Raw genomic sequence first — 14,258 nt, 5'->3', positions numbered from 1 at the left:
ATTCCAGCTACAACGCAGGATCAACCCAATTCCAGACCTCCTGTCACCCCTATCGATCCCCAACGCTAAGCTCTTACACAAGGCCACTCCGGATTCATCGGCAAACCGGTCAGCTTCGGCGTCATCGACAGAGCTGGTTCAGCGGACAGAACCAGCTTTCAGGGTACGAATGAGTCAACTCAAATGGCATCAGGGCAGAACCAGGGCAGAGCCGGCTCAGGATACGGACGGAGCCGGTCGCGACACCCGGTTCAGTAACTCAATAGCCGCTTCTACTTCGACCTTGCGTACAGCAACACTTTCGATATTGCATCCCACCGGCACCCCCAGAGTATCCGCAAAAGCCTTGAGCTCGCGCCAGTTAGCTTCAGAATAATTGACTGATTGCTCAAGAATATCGTGAGCGTGCAGCAGCTCATTCTCCAGCCAGCGTGGAATACTGATCCCCAGCCATTTCATGAAATTCAGCGTCTGCACAGACCCACAGGGCGTCAAGGTAAAGATTACCGGCACCAGATCGACTCCCTGGGCTTTACCAGCGTAATAATAGTCAGACAAAAAATCCTTCGATGCCTGCAAGTCGTAAACCCCCTGGGAGATAAAAAACGAACAGCCCTGGCGAATCTTTTCAAAAACACGCAGATGCTCATCACCCTTGGCCCGATGGCGCTCAGGAATCATCACACCTCCCAGCAGGACATCCGGCCGAACCCGCTGCTTTAACTGGTAAGCTTCAGACATGGTCATGGTGACCGACTGGTCTTTTGAGGCAGCACCAACAAAGACAGTCAGATTATCTGTCGCAGAGACCTGCTGGAGAAACGCACTCAATTGCTCGCCTGGATACTTGCCAGCGGCGCGATAAATGATTTTGGGTACGGTCAGCGCTGCCAGCTGTTGGCGGCTGTAGTCAAAACAATCCAGGGTTTCGATAAACGGAAAAGGCCGCTTCTCGGCGGTTCGTGATTCTTCGTCCTGAATGTCGTACAGCACCAGACCATCGATAGGCAATGACTGCATGCGCTGGATTTGCAGCTCAGCGATCTCTGCAATCCGGGCTGGCTCCGTACCTTTTTTCGGTGGCACGATGCCGTACAACACGATGCCACTTTCCCTGTTGCGGATTTTTTCGGTAAGCATAATGACAATTCCAAAATCTGTAATATTCCAACCCGCCAACACCTTCGGTGGATCGTACAAAGATGACATATTAACCCAGCTTGACTTAATCCGCTAAACCCCTGAATTAACAGTTGATTATTCAAATTTACAAGAAATCAAATCCAACGTAAAAACTCCTTCCAGATCGAATATTTATATCCGATCATGCTGGCCCGACAGACAAGCAAAATGATAATGTAGACACCTCTGAACGACAGGAAGCCTATTCATTACCTATGAACATATCCTCACTCTTGCCGAAATCACTGAACAGCTTGAACAGTTTTTTCAAGATGGAATCCGCCAGCGGTCTGTTGCTGATGTTTGCCGCACTGATGGCGATCATCTTTGCCAATACTCCACTGGAACCGTTTTACAATCTGCTACTGGACACTCCAGTAGAAGTCCATATTGGCGCGCTGCATATTGCCAAACCCCTGCTGCTTTGGATTAACGATGGCCTGATGGCTATCTTCTTCTTTATGGTAGGTCTGGAGCTGAAATACGAATGGCTCGAAGGTGAATTACGCGACAAACGCAACGTTGTCTTGCCAGGCATCGGTGCCTTGGGCGGCATGCTCGTACCTGCGGTGATTTACATCGCGTTCAATCACAAAAATGAGTTGGATATTCAGGGTTGGGCTATCCCGGCAGCCACGGATATTGCTTTTGCTCTCGGTATTTTGATGTTATTGGGCTCTCGCGTCCCGACCAGCATCAAGATATTCCTGACATCTCTGGCCATCTTTGACGATATTGGCGCCATTATCATTATCGCCGTGTTTTATACCGACAACATTTCCCTAACGGCACTCAGCGTCATCGCCTTGTGCTTGCCGATACTATTCATGGTGAACCGGCTTCAAGTAGCCTCCAAAAGTGTCTACATGCTCTTGGGAGCCATTATGTGGGTTTCGATGCTGAAATCCGGTGTACACGCCACCCTGTCGGGCATCATGTTGGCGATGTTCGTACCAATGAAACTTGATCGCCAGCCTGGTTACTCACCGGCCCACCAACTGGAAAAAGACTTGCACCCGGTCGTTGCGTTCTTCATCTTACCCGTTTTTGCCTTTGCCAACGCGGGCCTCAACCTCACCGGCATCGGCATGGATCAACTGTTACACCCAATCCCGGTCGGGATTGCCGCAGGCCTGTTCATCGGTAAACAACTAGGGATCTTTGCGTTCTGCTGGCTGGCCATCAAGATCGGTTGGACCAAACTGCCTAGCAACGTCTCCTGGACAACACTCTACGGCACCGCCGCATTGTGTGGCGTCGGCTTTACCATGAGTTTGTTTATCGGCTCGTTGGCCTTTGAGGACGGTGGCGGTATCGAAAACACTTTCGATGAGCGCTTGGGGATTCTGATTGGCTCGATTGCTTCCGGCATTCTTGGTTATATGGTTCTGAACAAAAGCCTGGGCAAACCGGCTGAGTCAGAAGCACCAAACAAAGTCTGATAGTCTGATAGTCTGATAGTCTGATAGATAGTCAAAACCGGCTCGCCCATACAGGCGAGCCGGTTTTGCTTTAGACGGAGCAGCTGACAAGAACAGGACAAAAACACCGACAGAACCAATCCCTACTCTATACCGAGCAATTCCACTTCGAATATCAGCAGGCTGCCCGGTTCGATCCGGCCAGCACGGCGTTTGCCATAGCCCAGCTCTGACGGGATATAAAAGATATTCTTCTGGCCAACGGTCATCAACTGCACACCTTCCGTCCAACCAGGAATCACCTGATTCAAACGAAAACTGATGGTTTCTCCACGCTCAACCGAGCTATCAAAGACAGTACCGTTCAGTAAGGTACCATGATAATGCACTGTTACCTTGCTACTGGCGGCTGGGTGCTCACCACCATTACCCGGTTTTAACACCTTGTATTGCAAACCCGAGGCGGTCGAGACAACGCCGTCTTCCGCTCCGTTCTTTGCCAGAAAGGCATCTCCCAGCGCGATATTTTCATCCGCCCCTTTACTGCCAACCCCAGCACGACGCAAGGCATAACCCAGCAAACCGGCAATCACTGCAACCAGAAGTATATCCAGCATTATTCCATCCGTTTATCAATAGTGGACCCGAATCATAAGCGACTCATCAGCTACTCGGCCACAGGAATCAATAGTTCGACAATTCCTTGTCATCCCGAGTCAGTTTTTCACCAACATTTTCAACCATCTTTAATGCTTTTAATGAACTGGATAAAAACTCCCGTTCATACAGAATAAATACCACCGTCGCGGCACTGGCCATAAACAACCAGACATTGACAAACCACAACAACAACGCCAGCGAAAAATAAAAAGCTCGCAAGCCGTTGTTATAACTGTGGCCAGCCTGATCGATCACCTTGGCAGCATAAATAGCAAAACTGCGCCGTTCGGCCGCCGTTACGGTTTTGTCATTAGGGAACGGTGCCGCCCCAATCAAGACCGAAGCAAAACCAAACTGCCGCATCGACCAGGTAAAAGTAAAGAAAGCATAAATAAATACGCCAATCATGACCCCGACCTTCAATTCCATGGCCAACAGACTGTCAGGGGTAACAAAAGAAATTTCCAGCAAGACATCCTGAATTTCGTTCACCGCCGACATAGCCGTCAACAAACCCGCCAACACCAACACACAGGAAGACGCAAAAAAGTTAACGTTCCGTTCGACGTTGGCCAGCAAGGCCGCATCCCCGACCCTTACCTCTCGCATCAGCAGCCGTCGCATCCAATTGATCCGGTGTACATGCATCACCGATGACAGAGAGGCGGTACGCTTTGCCATGTACTTGGCAAAGCGCCCATAAACAATCCAGCAGAACAAAAACCAGGCCAGCGCGGCCCAATTCAACCAACTGATGGCATCTTCAGGGATGTTATGCACAATATTTCTCGTTATTACCTGTGAGTGATACAAACAGAATATAGCGGCTGCCACCACTTTGATGTCCGACAACCACAACATTCACGCTGGCCGCGCATTCAAACAAAGTCCAGCCAAGCCATCCAGTCGGATCGGTCACGACACCGTTGCATCAGAACAAGATAACGCCTATTGGTCCTCCCTCATTACCTCACTGTACGCCAACCATCCGACTGCAAAAGTGGACACCCTGCCTCAATAACAGCAACAGAATCCATGCCAGGGCTGACAATCTGGCCACAACCTCGTATCATTCCTGCCCGATTTACACAACAAAAAATTTGTAGGATTGCCCTACATAAAGGAAATTCCTTGATGCATATCATTATGGCAATTCCAGGCAGAATCAGAATCAAACAACTACGTGAAAACCGAACGGCGACAACCCCACCAATAACTAAAAAGAGCTAGTTCGTCTTTCCCACAAACGTACCCGGTAATGGAATACCCAGGTCGTGCCAAGCGCGACCAGGTCTTGGTAACCCAGGCCAATGCAACGCCAACATAACATGGCCGATTTCACCTTCCAGACTGGATACCCGTATGTCGCTTAAAACCCTGGACGCCTCCACTCAACGCAACCTAGGCAAACTGTTTTCAGCCCAGGCACTGGGCGGCTCTTCAGCACCGATCATCATCTCCATTGGTGGCCTAGTTGGCCAACGGCTGACCCCGGATCCCGCACTGGCCACACTCCCGGTCAGCCTGTATGGCATCGGCGTCGCCCTCGCCATGATTCCCGTCGCCATGTTAATGAAAAATGCCGGACGCAAAGCCACCTACCTGATCGGGACCTTAGTGTGTGTAGTGGCCGCCGCACTAGCCGCCAGCGCCATTGCCAACACCTCATTCTGGCTTTTTTGTGCAGCACTTGGACTGACCGGGTTTTATGGTGCCTGCGTCCAAAACTACCGCTTTGCCGCCGCCGACCTGGTACCTGACAGCCATAAAGCCAACGCGATCTCACTGATTATGCTGGGCGGGTTAGCGGCTGCCATTATTGGCCCACAAACCGTTTATTGGACCCAAAACCTTTGGGAGTCCGCCCCTTTCGCTGCCAGCTTTATTGCCCAGGGCGTATTGGCACTCTTCGCCATTCCCATTTTGCTATCACTCCGATTACCGCCACCCCGCCGCCGCCACATCAGTGAGCACACCCGGTCCTTATGGCAAATAGCCAAAACCCCGGGATTTATCGTTGCTGCCCTGGCAGGTACAGTATCCTACTCTCTGATGTCCTTTATCATGACTGCCGCCCCGATCGCCATGGTGCACGAAGGTCATAGTAGCGGCACAGCCACCCTCGGCATTCAATGGCACATCCTCGCCATGTTTGCTCCCAGCTTTTTTACCGGCCGATTGATCAGCCGCTTCGGTGCCCGCTGGATCACCGCGCTGGGACTGATGCTGCTGTTCACCTCCGCCGCTACCGCCATGTCCGGGATGGAAGTGATGCATTTCTGGGGATCGTTAATCCTGCTTGGCTTAGGCTGGAACTTCGGCTTTATTGGCGCAACCAACCTGTTGACCAAGACCTACCGACCAGAAGAAAAATCCAAGGTGCAAGCCCTCAACGACCTGCTGGTATTTGGCACCGTCGCCCTCGCGTCCCTTGGTGCTGGCAGACAATTCAACCTCTACGGCTGGTACGAACTCAACCTGATCACCTTCCCCGTGATCGCCATTACCCTGCTGCTGCTTGTCACCCTGCCATGGCTGCAAACCAATGAACCAAAATCTTTATCATAAAGCCATCGGTAGCCACGGCATGGATGCCTTTGTCATCTGACGAGCAAACTGGGAGCAGAACGCAACTGCCAATACAAATTATTTGGGGTGAAGACAGAGAGATCCCGCGGAATCGCAGTCGATCCCCGGCTACGCGGGGAACGCAATAAACTCGGTAATTATTTGGCCAAAATAGCCGGTTGATCCCCGGCTACGCGGGGAACGCTATCGGTATTGTACTCAGCCTGATGAAACGCTCGGTTGATCCCCGGCTACGCGGGGAACGCGTGGAATTCGATCAACATCAACATCCACCTGGTCGGTTGATCCCCGGCTACGCGGGGAACGCGGCCTCGACTTTCAGGCCCAGCGGCACCAGCTCGGTTGATCCCCGGCTACGCGGGGAACGCTGGAATTCGATCAACATCAACATCCACCTGGTCGGTTGATCCCCGGCTACGCGGGGAACGCGTCTGATTCAACTGGCGTCTGATCGACTCCTGCGGTTGATCCCCGGCTACGCGGGGAACGCCATCATGCCGCCACCAACCACCAGCCAGCAGGCGGTTGATCCCCGGCTACGCGGGGAACGCGGTTTTTTTACATTCGCTCGCCTGACTTTTATCGGTTGATCCCCGGCTACGCGGGGAACGCGCCATCCAACAGCAGGCGGGCACGTTCACGGGCGGTTGATCCCCGGCTACGCGGGGAACGCACATACAAAAGGGTGCGGACACTATTCAAAAACGGTTGATCCCCGGCTACGCGGGGAACGCGTAAACTCGACACCAGCAATTTCACAGCAGCGCGGTTGATCCCCGGCTACGCGGGGAACGCTAGAATTCATCAACAGTAGATTGCTTAATACGCGGTTGATCCCCGGCTACGCGGGGAACGCAGTTTCACCACATCAGCGGCCCATTCGCGGGCCGGTTGATCCCCGGCTACGCGGGGAACGCAAAAGGTGAAAAAAATGCGACAAACACGCGGACGGTTGATCCCCGGCTACGCGGGGAACGCGGTGAAGCGGTTTGGGGTCGCACCTAGCCAGTCGGTTGATCCCCGGCTACGCGGGGAACGCGACGGTTTCGGCCAGCATGTGGATGGCGGCGGCGGTTGATCCCCGGCTACGCGGGGAACGCGGGATAAATTCAAAGAGTATGCAACAGATAAGCGGTTGATCCCCGGCTACGCGGGGAACGCCCCGGCGGCTGGTTCACCGTTGATGGGCACCGCGGTTGATCCCCGGCTACGCGGGGAACGCGATTGATTTGAACGTCAGCAGCGCATCCTGTGCGGTTGATCCCCGGCTACGCGGGGAACGCTTCTACGGCTCGCCCGGATTTTTGTTGCCAGACGGTTGATCCCCGGCTACGCGGGGAACGCCACTGCAATACCCCGCCGATCGGGCGGGGTTGCGGTTGATCCCCGGCTACGCGGGGAACGCATCGACGAAACCGAACGCACCGCCACCTTCAGCGGTTGATCCCCGGCTACGCGGGGAACGCAACAAACCGGTACCCGGCGCCGTGGCCTGCGGCGGTTGATCCCCGGCTACGCGGGGAACGCGCAGCCAGCGTTTGTAGACTTTGCTGGCGAGGCGGTTGATCCCCGGCTACGCGGGGAACGCACTACGACGACAGCTCATTTGCAGCCAATTTGCGGTTGATCCCCGGCTACGCGGGGAACGCATGCAGTTGTGTACGCCCCAGTTTTTATAAATCGGTTGATCCCCGGCTACGCGGGGAACGCTAGACAGGGTGCCAAACTCGATGTCGCCAGAGCGGTTGATCCCCGGCTACGCGGGGAACGCTAGAAGCACCCGATCAGCGAGTCAGAAACACGCGGTTGATCCCCGGCTACGCGGGGAACGCGCTTTTGTCAGGCCTGTAGACTGCATGCTCTCCGGTTGATCCCCGGCTACGCGGGGAACGCAAACTGGATGCGAAATTGCCGCCCGTCGGTTTCGGTTGATCCCCGGCTACGCGGGGAACGCACCGGTTTGGCTAACAGTCAGCTCAAGCGTATCGGTTGATCCCCGGCTACGCGGGGAACGCAAGAACAGCTGTGGTGGTGTCTGCGTAAACGTCGGTTGATCCCCGGCTACGCGGGGAACGCTTTACCGACGCCAGATAGGTTGCCAATTTCCCCGGTTGATCCCCGGCTACGCGGGGAACGCAGGCGCTTCATTAGCGATTGCACGTCAGGGTCCGGTTGATCCCCGGCTACGCGGGGAACGCTCCTTCTATCCACTCAATTGGATTTTCCAACCCGGTTGATCCCCGGCTACGCGGGGAACGCTGTAATTTGTAATTCAGAATTGTTGGTGCCACCGGTTGATCCCCGGCTACGCGGGGAACGCCTGGAATGGCGGCGTGCTGATATGCCTGAGAACGGTTGATCCCCGGCTACGCGGGGAACGCTGACTTGGCCATTAATGCGGCGGCGTTTTCGCCGGTTGATCCCCGGCTACGCGGGGAACGCGGTCAGGGTTTTTCCATGCAGCCACAACACGTCGGTTGATCCCCGGCTACGCGGGGAACGCTACCAGATTGTGAGTGCGGTTTGCGTTGATGGCGGTTGATCCCCGGCTACGCGGGGAACGCTACTGACCAGCAACCAGAATTTCAGTATCGAACGGTTGATCCCCGGCTACGCGGGGAACGCCATAAAGCCCGGCAGGCATTACCTGTTCCGGGCGGTTGATCCCCGGCTACGCGGGGAACGCTAAAAGCGTTTTTTTCATTTCAGATGCCGGAGCGGTTGATCCCCGGCTACGCGGGGAACGCTGAATTGGCAATCTCTTTGCCCCATATCGACGCGGTTGATCCCCGGCTACGCGGGGAACGCCTCTGCAGACATTGCAGTCGGGGATTCCGAAACGGTTGATCCCCGGCTACGCGGGGAACGCAGGGAACAGTCGAAGAAGCATTTGAAATTGCGCGGTTGATCCCCGGCTACGCGGGGAACGCTCACTTAACAGAAATTTCGATAAAGTGGACGACGGTTGATCCCCGGCTACGCGGGGAACGCCTATTGATTCGAGTAGGGCGGCCGCGAGTATACGGTTGATCCCCGGCTACGCGGGGAACGCGTCAGTTGCAGGCTAAATGCGCCCGGTCGCTCCGGTTGATCCCCGGCTACGCGGGGAACGCGCTGTTCAGGATTCGCCCGGCTGCCGTGCTGTCGGTTGATCCCCGGCTACGCGGGGAACGCCGACGGCGTTAAGCGATTGGCGGACTAACCGGCGGTTGATCCCCGGCTACGCGGGGAACGCACGAATAATGAGGAATAAATATGGCTCAATTACGGTTGATCCCCGGCTACGCGGGGAACGCAGAGCGTCAGCCCGCTGGTGCTGGCTTAACGACGGTTGATCCCCGGCTACGCGGGGAACGCTTGTTCTTCATCCATACCGACCACTCATCGGTCGGTTGATCCCCGGCTACGCGGGGAACGCCCGAGGCCTATGACCGGCGTATTTTAACGATACGGTTGATCCCCGGCTACGCGGGGAACGCGGCGTGCCATTCAAGATCAACCGGTACCGGGCCGGTTGATCCCCGGCTACGCGGGGAACGCATTAATTATCAGAGGGATTTGATGTGGTTATTCGGTTGATCCCCGGCTACGCGGGGAACGCTGGATACTGTCATGAACGCGACGATACTCGTTCGGTTGATCCCCGGCTACGCGGGGAACGCTTTGAAGGTAAATGTGCGGCGCAGGGTGTTGCCGGTTGATCCCCGGCTACGCGGGGAACGCAGGATCAGTTCGTAACGATTCATGCTCAAGTCCGGTTGATCCCCGGCTACGCGGGGAACGCTCATACTTTTTGACCCACTCAACAAATTGTGCCGGTTGATCCCCGGCTACGCGGGGAACGCTGCAATAAAATCAGCATCCTGTGAGACCCAATCGGTTGATCCCCGGCTACGCGGGGAACGCTTGTGGGCGTATATTATCAGGTTATCCAACCCCGGTTGATCCCCGGCTACGCGGGGAACGCGCGCCCGCTTCGTTTTTAAGATCATAAAAACGCGGTTGATCCCCGGCTACGCGGGGAACGCAATCCATGCGCCGGGCATGTGATCTGGCTGGCCGGTTGATCCCCGGCTACGCGGGGAACGCTCCATGAATTTAAACACTCCGCCCGGCCAACCCGGTTGATCCCCGGCTACGCGGGGAACGCCACATCATCATTAAAAAACTGGAGCCTACCGTCGGTTGATCCCCGGCTACGCGGGGAACGCTGCGTGCAGTGCGTAGATGGCGCAGTCGAGCCCGGTTGATCCCCGGCTACGCGGGGAACGCCACAGAAACACCGGCCAGTCTGATTCCCGACGCGGTTGATCCCCGGCTACGCGGGGAACGCACAGAATCGAAAATGCAGACATCACTAACTGGCGGTTGATCCCCGGCTACGCGGGGAACGCCGCTGCATCGTAAAACTGGATGCCCAAATTATCGGTTGATCCCCGGCTACGCGGGGAACGCGGTGTGTATATGGGTCACTCAGCGGCAGTAGACGGTTGATCCCCGGCTACGCGGGGAACGCTGCACGGCTGGCAGCAATGCGATAAATGCCCACGGTTGATCCCCGGCTACGCGGGGAACGCTGGGCTTTCAGCTCAACCTCGTTGAGTTCGAGCGGTTGATCCCCGGCTACGCGGGGAACGCTGGCAATGGCCGATGATAGCTACCGCCAACTGCGGTTGATCCCCGGCTACGCGGGGAACGCATTTTTGATAATCAGTTTGATTCCGAGAAAAACGGTTGATCCCCGGCTACGCGGGGAACGCTGCAGTCGGCTCGCTGATAATTTAATATTTCCCGGTTGATCCCCGGCTACGCGGGGAACGCACAGGAAAATTTCTCACCTGCAATTCGCTGGGCGGTTGATCCCCGGCTACGCGGGGAACGCCACCACCACGGTGGCTTTTTTTGTGCGTCCTACGGTTGATCCCCGGCTACGCGGGGAACGCCAGAACCGGGACAACCTCGGTCGGGTTGCGTCCGGTTGATCCCCGGCTACGCGGGGAACGCGAGTTCTCGCCGGTCGCTGGTGCTGATGTGCTCGGTTGATCCCCGGCTACGCGGGGAACGCAACAATAGGCTGTTTTTCAAAATCTGGCAATACGGTTGATCCCCGGCTACGCGGGGAACGCCTGACCAGCATGAGCAGTGGGGACACGATCGTCGGTTGATCCCCGGCTACGCGGGGAACGCGGTGCGTTCCCAGAGCAGGGCGATTGAGTTGCCGGTTGATCCCCGGCTACGCGGGGAACGCTTCGTTTTCGCTGATGATGGGCATATCCCGCACGGTTGATCCCCGGCTACGCGGGGAACGCTATTAGTTGTTTATACCTGACAACAAAAACGGCGGTTGATCCCCGGCTACGCGAGGAACGCGGAGAGGATGTTTTCGATAATGCCGTCGAACACGGTTGATCCCCGGCTACGCGGGGAACGCGCAGGTAGTAAAAAATTGCGTCATTCACTGACCGGTTGATCCCCGGCTACGCGGGGAACGCGTGAATTCTCTGTTGCTCGGCCAGCGGTGTTGCGGTTGATCCCCGGCTACGCGGGGAACGCCATTTTTAATCAAAGCCGGTATTTCACAACTACGGTTGATCCCCGGCTACGCGGGGAACGCGGTCGCGGTAAATGATTTGATAGTGCGCGAGCTGGTTGATCCCCGGCTACGCGGGGAACGCACCGCCTCAAAAGGTCGATATTATCTGATGACCGGTTGATCCCCGGCTACGCGGGGAACGCTCCCATGCCTGGTGCACAAACTGGAATGAATTCGGTTGATCCCCGGCTACGCGGGGAACGCCGGTGCTGACAGCCACGAGCCCTCGCTGCATCCGGTTGATCCCCGGCTACGCGGGGAACGCCAACCAGCCAAGGAGTTCTGATGGAATTGATGCGGTTGATCCCCGGCTACGCGGGGAACGCACATACAAAAGGGAGCGGATACTATTCAAAAACGGTTGATCCCCGGCTACGCGGGGAACGCATTCACCATCCGCAAATATTGCGCGATAATGGCGGTTGATCCCCGGCTACGCGGGGAACGCGCGCATTTTCAGAGTGTCCCGCGTGGCTAATCCGGTTGATCCCCGGCTACGCGGGGAACGCTCCTGTTTTCCCTTGTGAGATGTATATCCCGTCGGTTGATCCCCGGCTACGCGGGGAACGCGACCGTAAGGTCGGGAGATTTTAAGTCTCGTGCGGTTGATCCCCGGCTACGCGGGGAACGCCAACTGAAAAAACAACGACTGATAGCGGAAAACGGTTGATCCCCGGCTACGCGGGGAACGCTTATTAAAGATGTGTTTGATGATGAGCGACTCCGGTTGATCCCCGGCTACGCGGGGAACGCCGGTAACCAATCCTGATTTCAGAGGCGTGTCACGGTTGATCCCCGGCTACGCGGGGAACGCTTATTAGCAGATATTGACCTAAAGATTGCCGCCGGTTGATCCCCGGCTACGCGGGGAACGCAACAGCGGATTGGATTCAGACCTGGCCGATTACGGTTGATCCCCGGCTACGCGGGGAACGCTTAATATCTAGCGCTATAAGTCTAGGCGTGCCCGGTTGATCCCCGGCTACGCGGGGAACGCCTTTCCGCCTGTCTCTCAACCGCCGAAATCACCGGTTGATCCCCGGCTACGCGGGGAACGCAAGCCATTAACTGACCACATGATATATTCGGGCGGTTGATCCCCGGCTACGCGGGGAACGCAGTACACCGATGTCATACATAGTACTACCCAGCGGTTGATCCCCGGCTACGCGGGGAACGCAAAAAAAACACCTATTAGACGCCGCACAAAAGCGGTTGATCCCCGGCTACGCGGGGAACGCCTGGCGCTGGGTGGTGGGAGGCGTCCCTAGTTCGGTTGATCCCCGGCTACGCGGGGAACGCGAGCGCCAGATCCTCGAATCCATCTACCCATCAGGTTGATCCCCGGCTACGCGGGGAACGCACCTTTATTTGTGCGCATTGCCTGTGGGATGTCGGTTGATCCCCGGCTACGCGGGGAACGCTTGTTGAGTGGGTCAAAAAGTATGAACCTGCACGGTTGATCCCCGGCTACGCGGGGAACGCTGTACAACGTTCCTTCCACCGGTTGCATATTCCGGTTGATCCCCGGCTACGCGGGGAACGCTGTAAATAACTCGTATACAGTGTTATGTACATCGGTTGATCCCCGGCTACGCGGGGAACGCCACAATGTGTTCATACCGGCCGCCAGTCTCGGCGGTTGATCCCCGGCTACGCGGGGAACGCTCATGTCTGTCATGTGATCATCCTGTTGGCGGCGGTTGATCCCCGGCTACGCGGGGAACGCGCTTATGCCGCCGGTTTTGCCGATGACGGTGGCGGTTGATCCCCGGCTACGCGGGGAACGCACGCCGGAGCCAAAAGTTGATTCAGCCACGACCGGTTGATCCCCGGCTACGCGGGGAACGCTTTTTCGTCGTTGTATTCGCGACAGGCGTCTTCGGTTGATCCCCGGCTACGCGGGGAACGCCATCGGCGATTGCATGACCATGGCCATTATCGCGGTTGATCCCCGGCTACGCGGGGAACGCATGGTAAGAGACCCAGTGGCTGAGATGGTATACGGTTGATCCCCGGCTACGCGGGGAACGCACGGTCTCCTGATTGATAATCTCGCAGGGGAGCGGTTGATCCCCGGCTACGCGGGGAACGCCGGCCAGTGACCGACGGCTGACCGAACAAGCACGGTTGATCCCCGGCTACGCGGGGAACGCCGGCCAGTGACCGACAGCTGATCGAACAAGAACGGTTGATCCCCGGCTACGCGGGGAACGCGGCGGCGGCATAGCTGAGTTTCTGGCCGTTGGCGGTTGATCCCCGGCTACGCGGGGAACGCAAAACGTCTGAATATTCACCCCACGCAAGCAGCGGTTGATCCCCGGCTACGCGGGGAACGCGGCTCTTGTTTGGAGAGGCGTTTGAACACTGGCGGTTGATCCCCGGCTACGCGGGGAACGCCGGCTAACTTTATCCCGGCTTCTTGGGATTTCCGGTTGATCCCCGGCTACGCGGGGAACGCCTGATTGAGCCGCTAATCCCCCATGTTCCTGCCGGTTGATCCCCGGCTACGCGGGGAACGCCAATGTATTGCGTTTCGAACATTCCCATGGGACGGTTGATCCCCGGCTACGCGGGGAACGCATGGATTTCATCATGCTAAACAGCTGGTAGCGCGGTTGATCCCCGGCTACGCGGGGAACGCGTCGTGGGTTGGTACGCCCTGATAAAAGCTGACGGTTGATCCCCGGCTACGCGGGGAACGCTCCGGTTCCTCTCAGATCGAGAAGGCCGCCAACGGTTGATCCCCGGCTACGCGGGGAACGCTTCCCCTTGTTGCCTGTTTGGTTGATCAATTTCGGTTGATCCCCGGC

At 56.7% G+C, this 14,258-nt stretch carries 5 protein-coding genes and 1 CRISPR repeat array (1 of these 6 cut by a window edge); of the genes, 2 read left to right on the top strand and 3 right to left on the bottom strand.

Going from position 1 to position 14,258, the window contains the following annotated elements:
* Window positions 1-216 precede the first annotated feature (216 nt).
* Window positions 217-1,140: a methylenetetrahydrofolate reductase gene (locus Q4551_RS02070; RefSeq protein WP_303431510.1), complete on the bottom strand. Its 924-nt coding sequence runs from the start codon at window positions 1,138-1,140 to the stop codon at window positions 217-219.
* A gap of 257 nt (window positions 1,141-1,397) precedes the next feature.
* Between Q4551_RS02070 and nhaA the strand changes: the two genes are divergently transcribed.
* A complete protein-coding gene (gene nhaA, locus Q4551_RS02065) occupies window positions 1,398-2,624 on the top strand; it encodes a Na+/H+ antiporter NhaA (protein ID WP_303431508.1) in 1,227 nt (408 codons plus the stop codon).
* Between the two features lie 122 nt (window positions 2,625-2,746).
* Here the strand turns inward: nhaA and Q4551_RS02060 are convergent, their stop codons facing one another.
* Complete coding sequence (locus Q4551_RS02060; protein ID WP_303431507.1) at window positions 2,747-3,220, bottom strand: FKBP-type peptidyl-prolyl cis-trans isomerase; 474 nt, start codon at window positions 3,218-3,220, stop codon at window positions 2,747-2,749.
* Between the two features lie 67 nt (window positions 3,221-3,287).
* A complete protein-coding gene (locus Q4551_RS02055; protein ID WP_303431506.1) occupies window positions 3,288-4,043 on the bottom strand; it encodes a DUF599 domain-containing protein in 756 nt (251 codons plus the stop codon).
* Window positions 4,044-4,625: 582 nt separating this feature from the next.
* Between Q4551_RS02055 and Q4551_RS02050 the strand changes: the two genes are divergently transcribed.
* Complete coding sequence (locus Q4551_RS02050) at window positions 4,626-5,831, top strand: MFS transporter (RefSeq protein ID WP_303431504.1); 1,206 nt, start codon at window positions 4,626-4,628, stop codon at window positions 5,829-5,831.
* A 115-nt stretch (window positions 5,832-5,946) separates the two neighbouring features.
* A CRISPR array of direct repeats spans window positions 5,947-14,258; the repeat unit is 29 nt; unit sequence CGGTTGATCCCCGGCTACGCGGGGAACGC (it continues 807 nt past the right edge of the window).

This window comes from Oceanobacter sp. 5_MG-2023 (assembly GCF_030548165.1).
Taxonomy (GTDB): Bacteria; Pseudomonadota; Gammaproteobacteria; order Pseudomonadales; family Oceanobacteraceae; genus Oceanobacter.
Note: the sequence above shows the minus strand (reverse complement) of the source record. Positions and strands in the feature narration are given on the sequence as shown.

Coding starts and splice junctions, on each gene's coding strand:
- Q4551_RS02070 (WP_303431510.1), bottom strand. CDS start 1,140: ATGCTTACCGAAAAAATCCGCAACAGGGAAAGTGGCATCGTGTTGTAC.
- nhaA (WP_303431508.1), top strand. CDS start 1,398: ATGAACATATCCTCACTCTTGCCGAAATCACTGAACAGCTTGAACAGT.
- Q4551_RS02060 (WP_303431507.1), bottom strand. CDS start 3,220: ATGCTGGATATACTTCTGGTTGCAGTGATTGCCGGTTTGCTGGGTTAT.
- Q4551_RS02050 (WP_303431504.1), top strand. CDS start 4,626: ATGTCGCTTAAAACCCTGGACGCCTCCACTCAACGCAACCTAGGCAAA.